Source organism: Williamsia sp. Y853, from assembly GCF_056786495.1.
In genome coordinates, this window is the sequence record NZ_JBXCJC010000001.1 from 949387 (window position 1) to 969409 (window position 20023).

The 20023-nt window shown below is 64.2% G+C and carries 17 protein-coding genes; 14 read left to right on the forward strand and 3 right to left on the reverse strand.

The window, feature by feature from the left end:
• Nucleotides 1-60 precede the first annotated feature (60 nt).
• The 4 genes from ku (at nucleotide 61) to AC1TPF_RS04705 (ending at nucleotide 7129) form a co-directional block, all read left to right on the forward strand.
• Entirely contained in the window at nucleotides 61-990 is a 930-nt protein-coding gene (gene ku, locus AC1TPF_RS04690; protein ID WP_482136276.1) for a non-homologous end joining protein Ku, read from the forward strand.
• Nucleotides 991-1078: 88 nt separating this feature from the next.
• Nucleotides 1079-3877 (forward strand): DUF2232 domain-containing protein, encoded by a 2799-nt coding sequence (locus AC1TPF_RS04695; protein ID WP_482142863.1) that lies wholly within the window; start codon nucleotides 1079-1081, stop codon nucleotides 3875-3877.
• Nucleotides 3878-3939: 62 nt separating this feature from the next.
• The gene (locus AC1TPF_RS04700) at nucleotides 3940-5445 is read left to right on the forward strand and encodes a flavin-containing monooxygenase (protein ID WP_482142865.1); all 1506 of its coding nucleotides are present in this window, start codon (nucleotides 3940-3942) and stop codon (nucleotides 5443-5445) included.
• Between the two features lie 76 nt (nucleotides 5446-5521).
• Complete coding sequence (locus tag AC1TPF_RS04705) at nucleotides 5522-7129, forward strand: FMN-binding glutamate synthase family protein (RefSeq protein WP_482142866.1); 1608 nt, start codon at nucleotides 5522-5524, stop codon at nucleotides 7127-7129.
• A gap of 27 nt (nucleotides 7130-7156) precedes the next feature.
• Here the strand turns inward: AC1TPF_RS04705 and AC1TPF_RS04710 are convergent, their stop codons facing one another.
• Nucleotides 7157-8158 carry an enoyl-CoA hydratase/isomerase family protein gene (locus AC1TPF_RS04710; RefSeq protein ID WP_482142868.1) on the reverse strand — a complete coding sequence of 334 codons (1002 nt, stop codon included), beginning with the start codon at nucleotides 8156-8158 and terminating at the stop codon, nucleotides 7157-7159.
• Nucleotides 8159-8317: 159 nt separating this feature from the next.
• Between AC1TPF_RS04710 and AC1TPF_RS04715 the strand changes: the two genes are divergently transcribed.
• Both AC1TPF_RS04715 and AC1TPF_RS04720 read left to right on the forward strand, forming a co-directional pair.
• Entirely contained in the window at nucleotides 8318-9397 is a 1080-nt protein-coding gene (locus AC1TPF_RS04715; protein ID WP_482136272.1) for a ferritin-like domain-containing protein, read from the forward strand.
• A gap of 125 nt (nucleotides 9398-9522) precedes the next feature.
• Nucleotides 9523-10899: an MFS transporter gene (locus tag AC1TPF_RS04720; RefSeq protein ID WP_482142870.1), complete on the forward strand. Its 1377-nt coding sequence runs from the start codon at nucleotides 9523-9525 to the stop codon at nucleotides 10897-10899.
• Here the strand turns inward: AC1TPF_RS04720 and AC1TPF_RS04725 are convergent.
• Nucleotides 10837-11745 carry a LysR family transcriptional regulator ArgP gene (locus AC1TPF_RS04725; protein ID WP_482142871.1) on the reverse strand — a complete coding sequence of 303 codons (909 nt, stop codon included), beginning with the start codon at nucleotides 11743-11745 and terminating at the stop codon, nucleotides 10837-10839. The two genes, AC1TPF_RS04720 and AC1TPF_RS04725, sit on opposite strands and share 63 nt — an antisense overlap.
• Before the next feature lie 68 nt (nucleotides 11746-11813).
• On the opposite strand from AC1TPF_RS04725, the gene AC1TPF_RS04730 reads away from it, so the two are divergent.
• The 3 genes from AC1TPF_RS04730 to AC1TPF_RS04740 all read left to right on the forward strand — a co-directional run bounded on the left by AC1TPF_RS04730 (nucleotide 11814) and on the right by AC1TPF_RS04740 (nucleotide 14109).
• A complete protein-coding gene (locus AC1TPF_RS04730; protein ID WP_482144028.1) occupies nucleotides 11814-12437 on the forward strand; it encodes a LysE/ArgO family amino acid transporter in 624 nt (207 codons plus the stop codon).
• A 104-nt stretch (nucleotides 12438-12541) separates the two neighbouring features.
• Nucleotides 12542-13009 carry a DUF4334 domain-containing protein gene (locus tag AC1TPF_RS04735; protein ID WP_482137281.1) on the forward strand — a complete coding sequence of 156 codons (468 nt, stop codon included), beginning with the start codon at nucleotides 12542-12544 and terminating at the stop codon, nucleotides 13007-13009.
• Entirely contained in the window at nucleotides 13006-14109 is a 1104-nt protein-coding gene (locus AC1TPF_RS04740) for an NAD(P)-dependent alcohol dehydrogenase (protein WP_482142873.1), read from the forward strand. The genes AC1TPF_RS04735 and AC1TPF_RS04740 overlap by 4 nt, the downstream gene beginning before the upstream one ends.
• Nucleotides 14110-14225: 116 nt before the next feature.
• On the opposite strand, the gene AC1TPF_RS04745 is transcribed toward AC1TPF_RS04740, so the two are convergent.
• A complete protein-coding gene (locus AC1TPF_RS04745; RefSeq protein WP_482136268.1) occupies nucleotides 14226-15083 on the reverse strand; it encodes a helix-turn-helix transcriptional regulator in 858 nt (285 codons plus the stop codon).
• A gap of 115 nt (nucleotides 15084-15198) precedes the next feature.
• On the opposite strand from AC1TPF_RS04745, the gene AC1TPF_RS04750 reads away from it, so the two are divergent.
• From AC1TPF_RS04750 to AC1TPF_RS04770, 5 genes are read left to right on the forward strand one after another with little or no spacing between them, the layout of a single operon-like run.
• Nucleotides 15199-16224 (forward strand): ABC transporter substrate-binding protein, encoded by a 1026-nt coding sequence (locus AC1TPF_RS04750; protein ID WP_482136267.1) that lies wholly within the window; start codon nucleotides 15199-15201, stop codon nucleotides 16222-16224.
• Nucleotides 16221-17105: a siderophore-interacting protein gene (locus AC1TPF_RS04755; protein WP_482136266.1), complete on the forward strand. Its 885-nt coding sequence runs from the start codon at nucleotides 16221-16223 to the stop codon at nucleotides 17103-17105. The genes AC1TPF_RS04750 and AC1TPF_RS04755 overlap by 4 nt, the downstream gene beginning before the upstream one ends.
• Before the next feature lie 33 nt (nucleotides 17106-17138).
• On the forward strand, nucleotides 17139-18155 hold the full coding sequence (locus AC1TPF_RS04760) for a FecCD family ABC transporter permease (protein ID WP_482142874.1): 1017 nt from the start codon (nucleotides 17139-17141) through the stop codon (nucleotides 18153-18155).
• Nucleotides 18152-19189, forward strand: coding sequence for a FecCD family ABC transporter permease (locus AC1TPF_RS04765; RefSeq protein ID WP_482142875.1), 1038 nt, complete (start codon nucleotides 18152-18154; stop codon nucleotides 19187-19189). The genes AC1TPF_RS04760 and AC1TPF_RS04765 overlap by 4 nt, the downstream gene beginning before the upstream one ends.
• Entirely contained in the window at nucleotides 19186-20007 is an 822-nt protein-coding gene (locus AC1TPF_RS04770) for an ABC transporter ATP-binding protein (protein ID WP_482136263.1), read from the forward strand. The genes AC1TPF_RS04765 and AC1TPF_RS04770 overlap by 4 nt, the downstream gene beginning before the upstream one ends.
• Nucleotides 20008-20023: the final 16 nt, after the last annotated feature.

Below are 20023 nucleotides of genomic sequence, written 5' to 3' on the forward strand. Positions count from 1 at the left end.
CACGACTTTTCATCGCCGCAGGGGGCTGCGTCAAATGCTCAATACCTGCACAATGGCGATATGCGTTCGATTTGGAAGGGCGATCTCAGCTTTGGCCTGGTGAATGTGCCGGTCAAGGTGTACTCCGCGACGGAGAGCCATGACCGTACGTCCCACCAGGTCGACTCGAAGGACGGCACCCGCATCCGATACCGCAAGGTTCGTGAGGGCACCGATGATGAGGTCGAGTTCTCGCGGATAGCCAATGCGTACGAGAGTGACACCGGGCAGACGGTGGTTCTCACCAAGGATGATCTGTCCGAACTCCCGGTGCAGCGCAGCCCCGAGATCGCGATCACCGACTTCGTGCCGATCGATCAGGTCGACCCGATCTATTTCGACAAGCCCTATTACCTGGAGCCTGCGAGTAAGTCGCCGAAGGCATACGCGCTCATGCGCGAGGCCCTGAAGAAGACGGACCGTCTGGCAATCGCCACGTTCACGCTCCGGAACCGTACGCGGTTGGCGGCGCTCCGAGTGGTCGGCGATGTCCTGACGTTGCAGACGCTGCTGTGGCCCGACGAAGTACGTGAGGCCGCGTTCCCGTCTCTTGACGAATCGCCCGACCTCAAGCCACAAGAACTCCAGATGGCCGCCTCGCTCATCGAGTCGATGTCAGGCGACTTCGACCCCACCCAATACGAGGACACCTATCAAGAAGAGCTGAGCAAGCTCATCGAGGCGAAGGCCGAGGGGACCGAGGCGTTCACCGGACCCGAGACCAAGGACGATGAGGAGGAGGGCGACGACTCGGAGGTCGCCGACCTGCTCGCGGCGCTGCGGGCGTCGGTGAAAGACCGCGGTGGTTCTGCGTCCGGTGACGCCGACAGCGACACGGCGGCCAAAAAAGCTCCGGCGAAAAAGGCCGCGGCCAAGAAGGCTCCGGCGAAGAAGGCCGCCGCCAAGAAGACCCCGGCCAAGAAAGCGCCTGCGAAGCGCAAGGCCGGCTGAACCTCGCCGCCCCGCGCCCCCGATCGGGGTTGTCTGGCAATCTGGACAGATCGAACAACACGAACCGATCCCTGAACGCGGCGACACCGTGCGTGCGCGCAAGAACACCCGAACCGGGCGCCGGGTCACCGCGGTGGAAATCGCGGAGGCCGCTGCCCTGGCCGACGTCGCTGCGGCGATCTGTGTGCTGAGCCGGGTGCTGCCCATCGGCGGCGCTGCGGTCCTGGTCGCGTCGGTACCGTTTGCCATCCTCGCCGGCCGCAGGCGGCTGCGGGTGAGCCTGCTCGGCGCGATGACGGGCTGGATCGTCGCGTTCCTCTTCGGTGGGGTGACGGCGGCGAACCTCGTCGGCTCGGCAGCGGTTTTCGGCATCCTGTCCGGGACAGCGCTGCGCCGCGGTTGGAAGTCGCCTCAGGTCGCCCTGAACACGTTTGTCTTCATCGCGATCCCGTCCGCGGCGATCGCCACCGGGATGATCGCCGCACTGAGCGACTACCGCGAGTTCATGTTCACCCAGATCCGCAACGGCTGGCGCGGCGCCGAACGGGTCATGAACAACGCCGGGCTCGAAGGACTGACCGGTGTCATCGGCCCGGTGATCAACTGGTGCATCGACTACTGGTGGATCGCCATACCGGCTGTCGGGGTTGTCGGGGTGACGGTGTCCGGGCTGGCGGTCTACGTCGTGCACCGGCAGCCGTTGCCGCCCATGATCGCCAGACTCGGTGTCCCGCATGTCGAGGAGAAACTCGACGAGTCCGGACCTGTTGCGCCGCTGCCGATGCGGTTGAACAGGGTCGGGGTGCAATATCCGGGAGCCCCGGTCCCGGCGATCTGGGATGTCTCGTTGCAACTCGACGCCGGTGAGGTCGTCGCGGTGACCGGACCCAACGGGGTCGGCAAGTCGACGCTGGCGAAAGTGGTGGCCGGCCGGGCACCGACAACCGGAACCGTCAGTCGCCCCGGTGCGGTCGGTCTCGGCAAGCCCGGTGGCACGGCTGTCATCAGCCAGCGTCCCGAAACCCAGGTGCTGGGCATGGTTGTCGCAGACGACTTGGCATGGGGTAATCACGATCTCACCGAGGCCCAGATGAACAAGTTGCTCGACCGGGTCGGTCTGAGCGGGATGCTCTACCGCGAGACCGGCACCCTGTCGGGCGGACAGTTGCAACGTCTGGCCATCGCCGCCGCGCTGTCGCGGGAACCGGCGGTCCTCATCAGCGACGAGTCGACGGCAATGATCGACCAGGAAGGCCGGACGTCGGTGATCGAGGTCTTCCGCGAACTGGCCGACGGCGGGGACACCGCCGTCCTGCAGATCACGCACGACGTCGACGAGGCAGCGCTGGCCGATCGGGAGATCGTGCTCGACTCGTCCCACCGTGAGGTCTCCACCGAACTGCTCAATCCCAGCCGGTCGGTGGGGCACATCAACGGCGCACACGTTGCCCTCTACGACGTCGGGTTCGCCCATGACGCGGGGACCCCGTGGCACAACCAGATCTTCAGCGGCCTGAACCTGCGGATCGAGGCGGGGTCGGCCGTGTTGATCACCGGACCCAACGGTGCCGGGAAGTCCACGTTGGCAAGGGTTCTCACCGGATTGCAGAAACCGACGTCAGGGCAGGTGATGGTCGACGGGGAACCGGTCCGCAACGGCCGTGAGCATGCCCTGCTCGGATTCCAGTACTCTAGACTGCAACTGGTGCGCTCGCGGGTGCGCGCCGACATCAAGGATGCCGCAGGCGTCGACGACCTGGCGGTGAACGTCGCACTGATCGAGCTCGGACTCAATCCGGCGGTGCTCGGTGACGCGCTCGTGGATCAGCTCTCGGTCGGGCAACAACGCCGCGTTGCACTGGCCGGTCTGTTGGCCTGCAAGCCGCGGTTGCTCGTGCTCGACGAACCACTGGCCGGGCTCGACACCCCGGCCCGAGCCGCGATGGTCCGGGCACTGCGCCGGGTGAAGGCCTCGGGCACCACGTTGGTCGTCATCTCTCACGACATCGGTGAACTCGCCGGCCTCGTCGACCGCACCGTGGTTGTCGACGAGGGCACGATCGACGGAGCGCCGGTCAAGCCGGCACCCGATCCGTCGGAGGTGAAGTCCACCGCCAACCTGGCCAATGTTGTTCGTGCGCTGCCACATTCCTCGCCCGCCCGGAGACTGTGGGTTGGGACCAAGTTGCTGACGCTGGCTGCGGTTGCGGTGATGTTCATGCTCGAGCCGACCTGGCTCAGTGTCGGGGTCGCGGCCGGAATCGCACTCGGCTGGACCCTGCTAGGCAAGGTTCCGCGCGCCGCGCTGCCCCGGGTGCCGAAGTGGCTGATCGGCATCACCCTGTTCGGCGGATTGATCACGGCGCTGGGCGGCGACGAACCGTACGTCACGGTTGCCGGGGTGGAACTCGGACTCGGTGGGGCGATCTACTGGGGAATCCTCATCTGCATGACGGTGCTGTCGCTCTACTGCGCATTGCTGTTCTGCTGGACGACACCGATGGTCGAAATACCTTCGTTTGCGCAACGATTGGTCGGTTGGGCCGCGCGCATCGGTATTCCGGCCCAGTCCGCCGCCATGTCGGTGGCCCTCGCGCTGCGACTGTGTCCGTTCATGATCAGCGACTTCCGGACTCTGTTGCAGACGATGTCGCAACGCAAACCCGACCATCGCCCATCGATGGGCGAGCAGATCAACGGCTGGATCTCCTGCCTGACAGTCGTCTGTTCGCTGGCGGTGCAGAACGGCAGGGAGCTCGCGGCGGCCGTCGAAGCCCGTGGCGGAATCGGATCGGTGGCCCGATCTGATCGGACTCCAAGACTTATCGACCTCCTGGTGCTTATCGTGGTGTTCGGATCGGTTGGCATGGTCATCGCACTGGGTTGACCCCCGGGTGAGCGGTGAAGCGCGAATCGATCCGAAGTCGACGACGACTGGGAGATTTCCGTATGACCGCACAGTCAGCATCAGGTATCCCCGATGAGGATGCCTTGTTCACCGACGTCCTGATCATCGGAGCGGGTTTGTCGGGTATCGGCGCCGCGTACCGCATCAAGGAACGAAACCCGGGACTGAGCTACGCAATCCTGGAACGACGCGGCCGGATCGGCGGCACCTGGGACCTCTTCCGGTACCCGGGGATCCGTTCGGACAGCGACATCTTCACCCTCAGCTATCCGTTTGAACCCTGGACGCGGCCGGAGGCGATCGCGGACGGTGATCACATCCGCGAATACCTCACCGACACCGCGCGGCGGCATCAGATCGATCAGCACATCACGTTCGACACCCGGGTCCGATCAGCCGACTGGGATTCGCGCTCCGACACCTGGACCGTGCACGCAGAGCAGGATGGCACCGACGTGACGTACAGCTGCCGGTTCCTGTTCTTCGGGACCGGCTACTACAACTACGACGAGGGTTACCGGCCGGTGTTTCCCGGTGAGGACGAGTTCACGGGGCGGATAATCCACCCGCAGTTCTGGCCCGAGGATCTTGACTACGAGGGCAAGAATGTGGTCGTGATCGGTAGTGGGGCCACGGCGATGACACTGGTTCCGGCGCTGGCGCAGCAGGCTGGGTCAGTGACGATGCTGCAGCGTTCACCTACCTATGTCCTCTCCGGACCCAGGGTGAATCGATATGCCAATGTTGTTCGTAAGGTGTTGCCGCGCAAGGCCTCACACGCAATCATCCGATACTATTATGCACTGTTCGCCTGGTTGCTCTTTCGATTCTCGCGCCTGGCACCTGGCGCGATGACCAAGATCCTGCACATCGTGGCCGTCCGCAATCTGCCGGACGGCTACGACGTCGACACCCATTTCAAGCCCAGCTACAACCCGTGGGATCAACGACTGTGTCTGTCACCCGAGGCGGATCTCTTCACGATGATCACCGATCAACGGGCAACGGTGGTCACCGACCACATCGCATCGTTTGATGCCGACGGTATTGCACTTGTCTCGGGTGGACACCTCGATGCCGACATCATCATCATGGCCACCGGACTCCAATTACAAGCGCTCGGCGGTGTAGTCGTCAGTGTCGACGGAGCAGAGGTCAAACTCAACGACAGATTCGTCTACAAGGGCCACCTACTCGAAGACGTACCCAACCTGGGCTGGAGCGTCGGCTACACCAACGCTTCGTGGACGCTGCGATCCGACATGACCGCACAGTCGGTGGCAAAACTGTTGGCACATATGGGTGCGAACGGATACACGCACGCCTATCCCCATCGCGGAGATGAGGCGCTCACCGAGATTCCCGCGTTCGATCTGCACGCCGGATATATTCTGCGATCGCCCCACGTGCTGCCCAAATCGGGAACCCGCCGACCCTGGCATGTGCGCCACAACTACGTCCTGGATGCGATCGATCATCGTTTCGACCGGATCGAGGAAGCGATGGTCTTCGGCAGCGTCGGCGCAGAAGAGACGATCGAGGCCTGACCGGGCGACTACTGCGTTCGTCGTAGCGAAGGTGCGTTGGCGAAACCTGCTGGCGCGCCGCGGCTAAGCTCCATCCATGGTGAAGTTCAATGTGCTCCTGGGGTTGGTGGCTGCGGCCGGTGTGCTAACGCTCGCGGCTGCGGTCAACCGGCACACCGTGTGGTGGTTTGCGGTTGCGATCGTGGTCATCGTTTTGCTGGTTGCCATCTATGACGTTCTTCAGAAGCAGCATTCGATACTCCGGAACTATCCCGTGATCGGGCACATGCGATTCATACTCGAATCGATCCGGCCCGAGTTGCAGCAGTATTTCATCGAACGAAACTACGATGGCCGTCCATACGACCGCAATGTTCGATCGTTGATCTATCAGCGGGCCAAGGGATTACATGCCGAGGCGGCATTCGGGACCGAACGTGAGATCACCGAACCGGGATATGACTACCTGCTGCACTCGATGGCGCCGGTTCCGATGGCGCAGACCGTCCCGACCGTACGCCTCGGCGGACCCCAGTGCACCCAGCCGTATGACGCGCCCCTGTTCAACATCTCGTCGATGAGTTTCGGTGCGCTGTCGGCAAATGCGGTGCGTGCGATGAACAAAGGTGCAGCTCTCGGTGGATTTCTTCACGAGACCGGCGAGGGCGGACTGACCGCGCACCATCTCGAATATGGTGCACCGCTGGTGTGGGAGATCGGCTCGGGGTACTTCGGTTGTCGAACCGTCGATGGGAGATTCGACCCGCAGCGCTTTGCCGAGAAGGCGAATCTGCCCAACGTCAAGGCGATTCTGATCAAACTGAGTCAGGGGGCCAAACCCGGGCTCGGTGGCGTGCTGCCGGGCTCCAAGGTCACTGCGGCGATTGCGCAGGCCCGTGGTGTGCAGCAGGGTGTCACCGTGATCAGTCCACCGGCGCACAGCGAGTTCACCAGCCCGATCGAACTGATGCACTTCGTGGCCGAGCTTCGTCGCCTGTCCGGGGGAAAGCCGGTGGGCTTCAAGCTGTGCGTTGGCACTCGCACGGATGTGTTGGCGCTGTGCAAGGCGATGCTGCGCACCGAGATAGCGCCCGACTTCATCACCATTGACGGGGCCGAGGGTGGTACCGGTGCGGCGCCGCCGGAGTTCGCTGATCATGTTGGTACACCGTTGAACCTGGGTCTGATGATGATGCACAACGCGTTGGTTGGCACCGGCTTGCGGGGCCGGGTCAAGATCGGTGCCGCGGGCAAGATCGCAGGCGGCACCGACATCGTGAAGGCTCTGGCGCTCGGTGCCGATTTCACCAACGCTGCACGCGCCATGATGATGGCGGTCGGTTGTATCCAGGCGCAGGCGTGCCACACCAACAATTGTCCGGTGGGTGTGGCCACGCAGGATGCCCGCCGGGCACGGGCGCTCGATGTCGAGGACAAAGGTGATCGGGTCTTCAATTACCAACGCGCAACGGTGGAGTCGGCGAAGCAGGTGTTGGCCGCGATGGGATTGACCAGCTTCGACGACCTCGGGCCCGCGGTGGTGATGCGGCGGGTTGGTCACTCGTCGGCGGAGTCGTTCGAGGATCTGTTCGAGTGGCTTGATGAAGGTGAACTGATCCGTGGCACCGAACGCGGCGAATGGGAACGTGACTGGCAGCGGGCCGACCCGGAATCCTTTGCGGTACCGAAGATCAGGACCGCGTAGACATCGGTTCGCTCGAGTCCTCGGCGGTCAGGTGCTGATCTCGTCGATCAGGCCCCAGTCCAAAGCTGTTGTGGCATCGATGGTGTCGCCGCTCAGCACCAGATATGCGGTGCGCCAGCGGCCGATTCGTCGGGGGATGCTGACGGTACCGCCTGCGCCGGGTATCAACCCGAGGGTGAGTTCGGGGAGTCCGAAGACCGTGGCGGGATGCGCGGTGACGTGCCCGCAGACCGCTGCCATCTCCAGCCCACTGCCCATCGTGGCGCCGTGGGTGTAGGCCCGCAGGTTTTCGCCGAGTCGATCGCGCAACGTGTTGAGAAGCAGCGCCGGGCTGAAACGGGTGCGGGCCAGATGGGCGGCCGCCGGATCGGAGAAGGTGCCGAACTCGGTGAGATCTCCTCCGCTGCAAAATGATGTGCCGTTTCCCCGGAACTCCACCCCGGTCACCGTCGGGTCGCTCAGGGCAACGGTGAGGCCGTCGATCAGGCCGGCGCGCAGGGTGTTGCTGAAAGCGTTGTGCCGCTTGGGCTGATTGAGCGTGACGACAACAACATCGCCGGCCCGTTCGAGGACAACGGGCTGTGGCGGATCGGCCAGACCGCGTGGTCCCTGCTCGGCCAGCCAGTCTCCGAACTCGCGGCCGGCCTGCAGCGTCGAATAGGCCAGCGACTCGGTCATCAGCCCGCTGAAGGTCTCGGTGTTCGATTCGCCTGCCCGCAGCACGTCGTCGCAGACCGCCGCCGAGACCGGCCGGTCGGCCAGTCGTTGCGTCAGTGTGGCGATCGCCGCCGGTATCGAGTCGACGGTGATGAAACGGCGATCGTGCGCAGGCGCCTCCGTGAGGGCAAAGGTGGAACGGCCGACGAGACGTTCAGCCTCATCGGAGATCGGGCCGCCGCCCGAATCGACGGCGATCAGGCATCCGGGGACCAATTCCTCGGTCGATCTCCGCGGATCGGCCAGATCGACGAAGGCCGGACCCCAGTGGTCCGGCGTCGTGTGCCCTCGTACGCCGTGCAGTTGGGACACTCGATCTCCTTTGTCGTCGGCCACCTGATCGGTCTCACCGTACTGCGACACGCGAAACGATATGTGATCTGGCTCTCTCCATCGTTTATCTGACGGGCTGACGGGTACGCCTCCTGAGGACGCTCAATATCGATGCCCACCAATCCTGAGGAGACTGATATGAGCCTTTCCACCAGCACTCTGCGCAACCAACTGCGGACGTTGTTGACCCTGACAAATACCGAGATCCAGGTGGCAGAGACCCGAACCGCCCAGGCGCGCACCGAAGCGGTGCGCCGGGAACTGTCCCAGAACGCCGCGAACGGTCGTATCCGTGCCGTCGCGATCGAAAAAGCCATCCGTGAACTTGGCGGACTGCCCGATGTGCTGCGCCCCGTCTTCGGTCGGCTGGCAGCAACCGCGAAGGCCGTTGCCGAACAGGTCCAGCCCCTTGATGAGGCGTTGCTCGGCGACCTCGCCCTCGAGCATCAGCTGCTCGACCGGGCGAAGTACGTGAAGGCGCTGGCCACCTCCGAGGGTGAACCCGAGATCGTTGCACTTGCCGAGCGGCTGATCGTCGCCCACGAGGCAACCGTCGACTGGATCACCACGCTCTTGGCCGAAGAGGCCATCGGTGGCCCGGTGGCCTTGCGACGCGGTCCCTTGCAGGCCGCGAGCGGCACCGCCTTGCGCGTTGCCGGTATCCCCGCGACGCTGACCGCGCGTGGTGCCGAACGTGTTGTCGACGCGCTCCGCACTGCGCCCGCCCGGTTCGGTGGATTCGTCGACAAGACGCAGGAGACCGGCGAGGCCGTATTCAAACTGGCCACCGATGCCGGTCACGACGCCGTCGGACGGTTGAGCTCGACCGGTGATGCGGCTGCGAAACAGGTGGCCGAGGCCGCCGAGCGTGCCGCCGACATCGGAAAGACCGCCCGCAAGACCGCTCGGGCAACCCGGGATGCGGCGCTCGACGCCGCCGAGGACACTGCTCGGGCACAGGGTGCCGTCGGCGCTGCGGATGCGGTGCACGCCGTTCGCGAGGCCGCCGGGGTGGTCGATCCCGCCGACCTGCCGATCGACGACTACGACTCACTGAACGTCAACGCGGTGATCGTCCAACTCCGGGAACTCACCAAGCCGGCTGACATCCGGTCCGTCCTCGCCTACGAAGAGGCACACAAGAACCGGCAGGGCGTGGTGTCCGCTGCCCAGACCCGGCTTGCTGCCATCGCGCAGGAAGTCATCGGTGTGAACTGATCTGATCGGTCGCTCACACAAGGCCAACTCGCCGTCACCGAAATCCCAGGTGGCGGCGAGTTCGTCTGTCAGGTCCAGGCGAAAATCGCTGGCGTACGGCGTACCCAATCGGGCACAGTTGGTGGGTGACCGCACCATCTGGCCTGCCCCGGGCGCTGAAGCCCTTCGCGCATCAGCAGTATCGACTGCTGTGTACGGGCCTGGTGCTGGCGATGTTCGCCGACGGGATCTGGACGGTCGGTGTTGTCTGGCAGGTCATCGGGATGGGTGGCGGGCCGGGGCAGTTGTCGATCGTCACCGCGGTTGCCGCCGTCGGCATGGTCGCCTCGACACTGCTCGGCGGTGTGCTCGCGGACCGGATGTCGAAGCGCACCATCCTCATCGCGCTGGAGGCGGTCAAGCTCGTCGCGATCGGCGGTGTCGGTGTGCTCGCACTGACCGGGACCATCACGCTGTGGCATCTGGTTTTGGTGTCGTTGATCGGTGGCGTCACGACCGGTATCTATTACCCGACGTACTCGGCGATGATCCCGTCGTTGGTTCCGCGGGAAGAGTTGATGGCGGCCAATGGCATCGAAGGTGTATTGCGGCCCACCATTTTTCAGGCTGCCGGACCGGCTCTTGCCGGCGGACTCATCGCGATGTCCTCACCTGGGGTTGCCATAGTCGGGTCGGCGGTGGCCTCGGCGCTGTCCGGGGCCTTCTACCTCCTGATGCGTCCGACGCCGCCGAGTCACGAGCCCCGCGCGAAAGCCGACCTGGTGCGCGGTACCGTCACCGACATCGCCGAGGGGTTCGCCTACATGTGGCGCACCCCCTGGCTGCTGGCGACGCTTTTGTACTCACTGGTCCTGGTGTTGATGGTGATGGGGCCGATCGAGGTACTCGTGCCGTTCGCCATCAAGGAGCGTGCAGGCGGTGACGCGGGCGACCACGCGATCGTGTTGGCGGCCTTCGGATTCGGTGCCGGACTGGGTGCGATCATCCTGGCCTCCATGCCGATGCCCCGCCGCTACCTGTCGGTGATGTTTGCGATCTGGGGTCTGTGTTCGGTGCCGTTGGTGGCGGTCGGGCTCGCCACGGAGCTCTGGGCTTTTGTTGTCGCAGCGTTTGTTCTCGGAATGGCATTCGACGGTCCGATGGTCCTGTGGGGCACGCTGTTACAGCGGCGGGTACCTCCACACATGCTCGGCCGGATCTCCAGCCTCGACTTCTTCGTCTCGATAGCGTTGATGCCGGTGTCGATGGCCATCGCTGCCCCGGTCAGTGAGCTGATCGGGCTGACCGCAACATTTGTCATCGCCGGATTGGTGCCGGTTCCGTTGGCCGTGGTCGCGTTCTTTGCATTCCGTCTGCGCGACGACGAGATCGCCAACCCACTACGTGATACCCCGAGCGTCGAAGAACTCGTGCCTGCGGGCGGAGGGAAGGAAGCGGCGTCAGATCAGGAACTTCTGGGCACTGGCCTTGATCAGCCGGGTGAGGTCGTTGATGATCGGTGACCCCAATTTCCAGTACTGCCAGAACAACTGGATGTCGACGTGGTGATTGCCGAGCTTCTTGACGGTCCCGGCGGCGAGCGCGGGTTCGATCTGGGCGGCGGGCACCGCACCCCAGCCGGCGCCCAACTCGACGGCGCGGTGGTACTCGACCGACGCGGGCACGTAGGTCGCAGGCGGGTCGACGTGCTTGCGGGTGAGTCGATTGAGGAGATCGAGTTGGATCGTGTCCTTGCGGTCGAAGGAGACCATCGGGGCCCGGGCGAGATCGGCGGCCCGTAGTCCGTTCGGAAGCCAGGTCTCGATGAACTCGGTGGTCGCGACCGGTAGATAGCGCATGGCGCCAAGTGGGAGCACCGTACAACCGCGGACCGGCCGCGGATCGGACGTGATCGCTCCGACCGCCTGCCCGGCGCGCAGGAAGCCGGTGGAGTGGCTCTCGTCGTCGTGCAACACCTCGACAGCCACCGGATGCAGCTGCTGGATCTGGGCGACCACCGGCAGCAGCCAGATGGAGATCGAGTCGGCGTTGGCGGCGATGGGTAGATGTATTCGCGGCACATCGCGCCAGTCTTCATGTCCCTCTTCGGGTTTACCCGCCAGCGCTGCGACTGCCTCCAGTCGGAGCAGATCCCATTGCGCGGCCAGGCGCAGCAGGATTTCGCCGTCCGGCGTTGCCCGGGCAGGTTTGGTGCGTTGCACCAGGACCACACCCACGGCGGTCTCGAGTGCCTTCATGCGCTGGCTCACCGCTGAGGGTGTGAGGTGCAAGACTGCCGCGGCGGCGTCGAAGGTTCCCTCGCGGACCACCGCGGCCAGTGTCTGGAGGCCCTCGCTGCTGATGTCCATCATCAGTCACTCTAATGGTTCTTTAAAAACAATCGCTGGATTCAATCAGGTCAGAGACTTAGCGTGGTCTGGTGAGCTTTCTGGTTCCCGCAGTGGCGGGTCTGTTGACCGGCGCCGGCCTCATCATCGCGATCGGTGCGCAGAACGTTTTTGTGCTGCGCCAAGGGATCAGGCGTGAGCACGTGATGTCGGTGGTGGCGATCTGCACCGTGTCGGATGTGGTGCTGATCGTGGCGGGTGTCGCCGGACTCGGTGCCGTGGTCGCGGCATATCCGCAGGTGGTCGACGTGGCCACGGTGGCAGGAGGTATCTATCTGCTGGTGCTCGCGGCGATGGCTGCACGGCGGGCGATGAGACCCGGTGCGATGGAGGTCGCAGATGGAACCGCGGCGGCGGGGCGTTGGGCCGCGGTGGGGACCGCGATCGCGTTGACCTGGCTCAACCCCCACGTATACCTCGATACCGTCATCACGTTGGGCGCCATTGCCAATAGTCATGGTCCGCAGAGCAAGTGGGTGTTCGCTGCCGGCGCATGCGTGGCGTCGTTGCTCTGGTTCGCGGGGTTGGGCTTCGGGTCGTCGCGTCTGGCCCCGTTGTTTGCCAGACCCCGTGCCTGGCAGTTGTTGGATGTCGTGGTCGCGGCGGTGATGGGGACGTTGGGGACCGTGTTGATACTCGGTGCGGCATTCTGATGATCACGGATTTCGGTCATACATTTCGCGGGCGACGAGTTTCTGACTACTGTCGTTCTCAGAGTCCGTCCGATTGGGATCGTCGAAGGTGTATTGAGGTGGAGATGAACAACGACAAAGCTGTTGCCACGTTCTTTGAACTCAAGGAAAGCCAGGCCGTCAGCGATCCCGCGCTGCTCGACGAGCTGTGGGCCGGTCTCGAGCCGATCGGCCGAGACTTCATGCTCGGTGCCTGGTCGGGTGGTGAATTGCCCAGTGGCCATGCCATGGACGGCCAGCTCGAGCTGGTCAACTGGCATGGAAAGACCTTCGACAGCTACCACGACGTCAAGCCGCTCGTCTGCCGCGACGACGACGGCAACCTGTACTCGAACAAGGAGCTCGGCAAGGGTGAGGCCAGCCTGTGGGCGGTGGAGTTCCGCGGCGAGACCACGGCGGCGATGGTCTATGACGGACAACCCGTGATCGATCACTTCAAGAAGGTCGACGACACCCACGTCATGGGCATCATGAATGGCAAGACCAGCCTGGTACGTGACAAGCATTTCTACTTCTACCTCGTCCGCGAGTGACGTCCGTCGGCAGGAAGGGCGCGGTCGCCGCGGTCCTCACCGCCGTGGGTGGATCGCCGCAATTGCAGGAGATTGCGCTCAGGGAGCCGGTCGGCGCCGAGGTGCTGGTGCGGATCGATGCGGTGGGGATCTGCCATACCGACATCTCCCTGGCGGCCCGGTGGCCTGCCAAACGCCTGCCGATGGTGTTCGGCCATGAGGGCACGGGTGTCGTCGAGGCTGTCGGGCCGGACTGCACAATTTCGGTGGGCAGCCGGGTTGTGTTGACGTTCAACAGCTGTGGGCGCTGCCGCAGCTGTATGGCAGGTTCCCCGGCCTACTGTGAGCGGTCGACAGCACTGAACATGCGTGGCAATGGTGGCGATGCCCTGAGCCATTCGGGCGGCCCGATCATCGGCGATTTCTTTGGTCAGTCCAGCTTCTCCACCCACGCACTTACGCATCAGCGCAACACAATTCGAATCGGCGATGAGATCAGCCCCTCGCTGGCGGCACCGTTGGGGTGCAGTGTGCAAACCGGTGTCGGGGCGGTGCTCAATGCGTTGACCCCCGCGGCCGGCCAGTCGCTGGTGGTGTTCGGCGCGGGCGCAGTCGGACTCTCCGCGGTGATGGGTGCCCGGATCGCCGGCTGCGACATCATCGTCGCGGTGGATCCGAAACCGGAACGGCGCGCGCTGGCAACCGATCTCGGCGCCACCCACGTGCTGGATCCGGCGGCGTCGGAGGTTGTTGCCGAACTTGTCGAGATCACCGGTGGCGGCGCCGACCATGCGCTGGACACCACAGCACTGCCGTCGGTGCTGTCGGACGCACTCACCGCGCTACGTCCACGTGGACAACTGGGCATCGTGGGACTCGGTGTCCCCACCGCAGATCTGCCGGTCGGGCTGATCATGGGTAGGGGATTGCGGCTTCGTGGTGTCGTGGAAGGTGACAGTGTGCCTGAGCAGTTCATCCCGGAACTGATCGGACATCACATGCGAGGTGATCTCCCGCTCGAAAAGCTGGTCACCACATACGAATTCGATGACTTCGGGACCGCGTGGAAAGCGGCCTGTACCGGCTCGACCATCAAGCCGGTGCTGACGATGCCTGCCTGACAGCTCCCGATCTGAGCCCGACTTCCACAAACGCTCCGGAAATACGAAGTCGATCCACATATATGTGGATCGTCTTCGTATACCTGGAGCGTTTGGGGGTGGGGGATTGGCGGAGGTCAGGCGGTGTCGGTCATCTGGGTGACGAACCGTCCCGGTGTGTGTCCGTACTCGCGGGCGAACGCGGACACAAACGCCGGGACACTCGCATAGCCGACCAGATGGGCGACCTCGGTCACCGAACTCGTCTCGAGCAGAACGACCGCGGCCTCGAGTCGGATCTTGGTGCGCCACTGTGAGAATGGCACCCCGAACTCGCGGACGAAGTCGCGCTGCAGGGTCTTGGTGCTGGTGTGCAGTCGGGTGGCCCACTCGTCGAGCCTGGTCTGGTCGGACGGATCGTGCAGCAACGTGCTGGCGATGGTGTCGGCAAAACCTGCACTGCGGCTGACCGGCGCGCCAATCGGGTGTCGGCCCGCAAGGTCGCGATGGGTGTCGCCGAGGCCGGTCATGATCAGAGCCCGTGCGGCCAGCGCCTCGCCTTCGTCCTGCCCGGGCCTGGCGATCTGCTCGATCAGGCGACGGGCCTGAAGGTTCGTCGACACCGCAGCCACCCGCAGGTCTTTCAGATTCGCCGGCGTCTCGCGCAGGCACACGCGGTAGACGATCTGCTTGCGGGAGGCGAACACCTCGTGGGTGACGCCGCGCCGTGCCCATAACGCTTCTTTGTTGCCGATGAACTCTGTCCGGTTGCCGTGGCGGACCGACAGCATTCCGTCCGGTGTCCAGTACAGCTGGTGGACGAAGTCGCTGCGAGATCTCGCGATCTCGAGGGCGCCGCCCGATGCGTACTTCAAGATCCGGATCCCGGTGGTGGGTCCCAAACCGTACCCGTATTCCTCAACCCACAACGGGTCGGCAGCGGCCCCGAAAACGCCGGGTGTCGCGGAGCGATCGAACTGTCCTCCGAGCGTCACGAAGTGTCCTCTCAAAGTAGCCGTGAGGTAGCCATGTAAGGCTAACCTCAGCTGGTGTTCGGATGCGGCCGTGGGGTACGCATCACGATTTTCCGTGTAGTAGAAGGAAGTGCAGATGTTCGCTCACAAGAATTGGCAGAGCCTGGGCGTAGTCGCCATCTCGGCCGGCCTGGTCCTGGGCGCCGCCGCATGTGGCAGCGACGATTCCAGCTCCGATAGCGCCGAGACCAGGGTCTTTGTCGCCGACAACGGGGACATCACGATCCCGGTCAACCCCGAGCGCATCGTTGCGACCGGCTACGCGGTCCCGGCACTGGTCGAGTCGGACGCATCGCTGGTGGGCATCTCGACCTGGGAGCGCGGCACCGACCTGATGTCTGAAGAGGATCTGGCCGAGTACAACGAGCTGGAGAAGGTGGCAGGCGAATCGGCAGCCGAGACCAACTACGAGGCGATCGCCAATGCGCGACCGGACCTCATCGTGATCGGCGTACCGAAGCCCGCACTCGGCGACATCGACATTGCGCGACTCGAATCGATCGCCCCGGTGGTCGCCATCACCCCCGGCGTGCCGTCGGCGTGGCGAGAGATGACCGCCCGTCAGCTCGACGCCGCAGGCGAAAGCGAGACCTATGCGGCCGACAAGGCGGCCTACGAAGAGAAGGCCGCTGCCCTCAAAGAGAAGTACGCGGGTGTGCTCGGATCGCTGCAGTTCGGGCATGTCGGAGCATATGGAGACTCCGCTGCCGGTGACTTCATGCGCGAGTTCGGCGGATCGTGGGGCACGAATGTCGCCCAGGACCTCGGCGTGACCTACTACGGAGAGGTCAAGGAGAAGGGCAACGGCGCAGCTGCCGTCTCGGAGTACCCGTCGATCGAGGAGATTCCGGCCAGTCTCGGTGACGCCCAGGTGATCACCTACACCCTCGGGGATGACGGTAAGCCGAATGCAGAGGTCCAGTACGTCCTCGATTCGCCGCTGTTCAAGAATCTGCCTGCAGTTCAAGCCGGTCAGGTCTACGGCTTGCAGTACACCGAGGCGGCGACCTACGCATCTGCGATGCAGACCCTCGACGCGATCGACGCGGCGTTGGCGCCACTGCTGGAGCCGGCACCGTCGGCGGCCCCTGCTGCGTCGTGAGGACAAGCCGCGTCGATCCGGCCGAGCGCGTTGCCACCCATCATCGATCCGGTGATCGCTTGGCACGCATCGGATACCCGATCGGTATTCGCACGGTCACCGTCAAGCGCCGAACAATGGTGTCACCGGGCATGCTTCGCCTGACGCTTCAGGGTGAGGCACTGGCCGGCTTCCACACCTATCAGGCCGATGACCATGTGAAGGTCATCTTCGCGGACGCCGATGGCACGGTTCGGATCCCGACCCGGAACGCGAAACAGGAACTGGACTGGCCGCTGCCGTATCCGACGACCAGGAAGTACACGATTCGCCGGTTCGACCCGCAGTTGCTCGAACTCGACCTCGACTTCGTGGTGCATGAAGGCGGTCTGGCATCGGATTGGGCGACGGGCACCACGCCGGGTGATCCGGTGGTGGTGGCCGGACCACCTGGCGCCCAGACTTTTCCGCACAACTATGACCACTACGTCTTTGCTGTCGACGCCACCGCCCTGCCTGCTGTGGCTCGGTGGCTCGACGAGTCACCGCAGGATGTATCGGCCGATGTGGTCGTCGAGGTGACGAACCCCGAGCACCAGCAGTACCCGTTGGCGACGCGAAGCGATGTTCGGGTCCGGTGGCTGATCCGTCCGGCGGGCTCATCGTTGCTGGCCGACACGGTCAACGCGCTGGATCTGCCGCCCGGTCGGGTGTTCCTCTTTGCCGCAGGCGAAGCCGGGGACATCAAGCCGCTGCGCAGTCGTCGGGATCTCGACAAGCTGATCACCGGCTACTGGAAACGCGGCGTCTCAGAGGACGAGGTGGACCTCGACGAAGAAGACGACGACCACGATCACGACCACGACGATCACGACCACCACGACCATGATCACGACCACTAGTTCGGTTCGGACCGTTCGAGCGCGGGCGCGAGTGTGACAACCACGGTTGCCACGGCGCGTCCGCGTCGGCGTCTGAGTAACACCGCGATCACCGGAACTCTGCTGCTGGCGTTGCTTCTGCTGATGGTGTTGAGCCTGTGCGTGGGGGCGCGCACCACTGCGCCGGGCGAGGTCTGGGCGGCATTCACCGACTATGCCGGTACCGACGACAGCCACATCGTCGTTCGGGACGTGCGATTGCCGCGGACGCTACTCGGCTTCGTGGTCGGGGCAGCGCTCGGTACATCCGGCGCCTTGATCCAGACGATGACGCGAAATCCATTGGCAGAACCAGGGATTCTCGGTGTCACGGCAGGCGCCGGATTTGCGTTGACCGTCGGTGTTGCCCTGTGGGATGTCCAGGGCCAGATCCCGATCGTGTTGCTCTCGTTCGTCGGTGCGCTGATCGCGTCCGTTGCCGTCTATGCCGTTGGGCGCACCTCTCCGTTGCACCTGATCCTGGCAGGCGTGGCGCTGACCGCGGTGCTGTCGGGCATTTCGTTGGGCCTGCGTCTGATGAAGCCGGACGTGTTCGACCGCTACCGATTCTGGTCGGTGGGCTCGCTGGCGGGCCGTGAGCAGGCCGATTTGATGATCCCGATTCTGATCATCATCGGATGTCTGATTGCGGCGATGATGATGACGCGCTCGCTCGACACCCTCGCGCTGGGTGAGACCGTTGCGCATTCGCTGGGCACCAGGGTTGGCCTGACCCGCACGATCGTGGTGCTCTTGGTGACGATGCTGGCGGCGGTGGCAACCGCGATCGCCGGTCCGATTGTCTTTGTCGGACTCATCGTTCCGCATCTCGCGCGTCAACTGGCTGCCGGGTCGGTGCCCTGGTTGATCGGCTACTCGATGCTGGTGGGACCGATCCTCCTGGTCGCGTCGGACATCATCGCCCGGTTGCTGCTGCCGACCGGTGAGGTTCCGGTCGCGATCGTGACCGCATTCCTGGGTGGGCCGATGTTGATCTGGGTTGTCAGGAAGTTCGGAGCGATGACACTGTGAGCGCGATAGTTCTCCGCACCGGCAAGGTGACGCTACGCGCCGAGCGACGTGGTGTGACTGCTTGTGCGACCATGGCTTTCCTCACCGTCATACTCGCCTTCGTCGGACTGAGCTACGGCAGCGACTGGTCATCGCCGGTTACGGTGTTGCAAGCATTGGTCGGGCGTGGCGACGATTGGTTTGTGATCACCCACTGGCGGATGCCCCGAGTCGTTGCCGCACTGGTCTTCGGCGGCGCACTCGGGTTGGCAGGAGCCATCTTTCAGAATCTGACCAACAATCCACTCGGCAGCCCGGACGTCATCGGCCTCGACGCCGGGGCGTACACCGGTGCGCTGGTTGCGATCACCGTGCTGTCGGGCACCTCTGGTGAGTTGGCAGTGAGTTCTGTGATCGGAGGCCTGGCCACCGCCGCCCTCATCTACGCGTTCTCGCTCGGATCCGGGCGTGGTGGGGTGACCCTCATCGTGGTCGGCATCGCCTTCAATGCCATGCTCACAGCGGTCAATTCGTGGATCATCCTGCGCGCCGAACTCGATGTGGCGATCGCTGCGGCGGGCTGGAATGCCGGCTCGATCAACGGGGTGGACTGGGATGAGCTCGTCCTACCGGCTGCCATCATCGGGGTGATGGTGCTGGCGCTGATGGCGGTCTCGTCACCGATGCATCAGTCGACGTTGGGCAGCGATCTGGCCGTAACCAGTGGTGTGCAGTTGAATCGGTTGCGGCTGTTGCTGGTTGGGGTCGGCGTCATCTTCACTGCGACTGTGACCGCGGTGGCCGGACCGATCGTGTTCATTGCATTGGCAGCGCCGCAGATCGGGCGCCGACTTGCCGGGTCCGCAGGGGTGGCATTGATTCCGGCCGCGTTCACCGGTGCGGTGCTGTTGCTGGCCGCCGACCTCATCGCCCAGTTGTTGTTGGCGCCGGTGTCGTTGCCGGTGGGTGTGGTCACCACCGCCATCGGCGGAACCTACCTACTGTGGCTGCTGGTCAAAGAGGTCAAGAGCGCACGAAAAGGATTGGGACAGTGACAGTTGACAAGGTGGCCGGGTCGACGGCCTGGACCAGACCGTCCCGACTGCGGGTACGTGGCGTGACGCTCGGATACGAGGGGCGAGTCGTGTCGACCGGTCTGGACCTCGACATCCCGGACGGCGCGTTCACCGCGATCGTCGGCCCCAATGCCTGCGGCAAATCGACACTGATGCGAGCGATGGTGCGGCTGCTCAAACCCGTCGACGGCATCATCGAGTTCGATGGGGCGGACGTCAATTCGATCAAACCGAAATCGGTGGCGCGGCAGATCGCTTTTCTGCCACAGGATCTGGTGGCACCGGAGAACATCACGGTCCACGGGTTGGTGCGTCGTGGACGATTCCCGCATCAGTCGGTGTTGTCGATGTGGTCACCCGATGACGAGGAGGCGGTGAACCGCGCCATGGAGCAGGCCGGCGTCACCGACCTCGCCGAGCGTCAGGTGGGACAGCTGTCCGGCGGTCAGCGGCAACGGGTCTGGATCGCGATGGTGCTGGCGCAGGACACGTCCTACCTCCTGCTGGACGAGCCCACGTCGTTCCTGGACATCACCCACCAATATGAGCTGCTCGAGCTCTGTTCGTCCCTGCGGGATGCGGGCCGGACCATCATCGCGGTGCTGCACGACATCAACCAGGCCTGCCGATTCGCCGATCACCTGGTTGCGTTGTCGGGTGGCCGGATCGTTGCACAGGGCCGTCCCGAGAACGTGGTGAACGCCGACCTGATCAGGGAAGTGTTCGGACTCGACGCCGTGGTCGTGCCCGATCCGGTGACCGATCTGCCGATGGTCGTGCCAAAACGCCTGCGCTGACCCGACCGCCCCAACT

Excerpts from the sequence above, each read along its gene's own strand:
- ku (WP_482136276.1), top strand. The coding sequence starts at position 61 with ATGCGTTCGATTTGGAAGGGCGATCTCAGCTTTGGCCTGGTGAATGTG.
- AC1TPF_RS04750 (WP_482136267.1), top strand. The coding sequence starts at position 15,199 with ATGTTCGCTCACAAGAATTGGCAGAGCCTGGGCGTAGTCGCCATCTCG.
- AC1TPF_RS04725 (WP_482142871.1), bottom strand. The coding sequence starts at position 11,745 with ATGGACATCAGCAGCGAGGGCCTCCAGACACTGGCCGCGGTGGTCCGC.
- AC1TPF_RS04700 (WP_482142865.1), top strand. The coding sequence starts at position 3,940 with ATGACCGCACAGTCAGCATCAGGTATCCCCGATGAGGATGCCTTGTTC.
- AC1TPF_RS04735 (WP_482137281.1), top strand. The coding sequence starts at position 12,542 with ATGAACAACGACAAAGCTGTTGCCACGTTCTTTGAACTCAAGGAAAGC.
- AC1TPF_RS04715 (WP_482136272.1), top strand. The coding sequence starts at position 8,318 with ATGAGCCTTTCCACCAGCACTCTGCGCAACCAACTGCGGACGTTGTTG.
- AC1TPF_RS04705 (WP_482142866.1), top strand. The coding sequence starts at position 5,522 with ATGGTGAAGTTCAATGTGCTCCTGGGGTTGGTGGCTGCGGCCGGTGTG.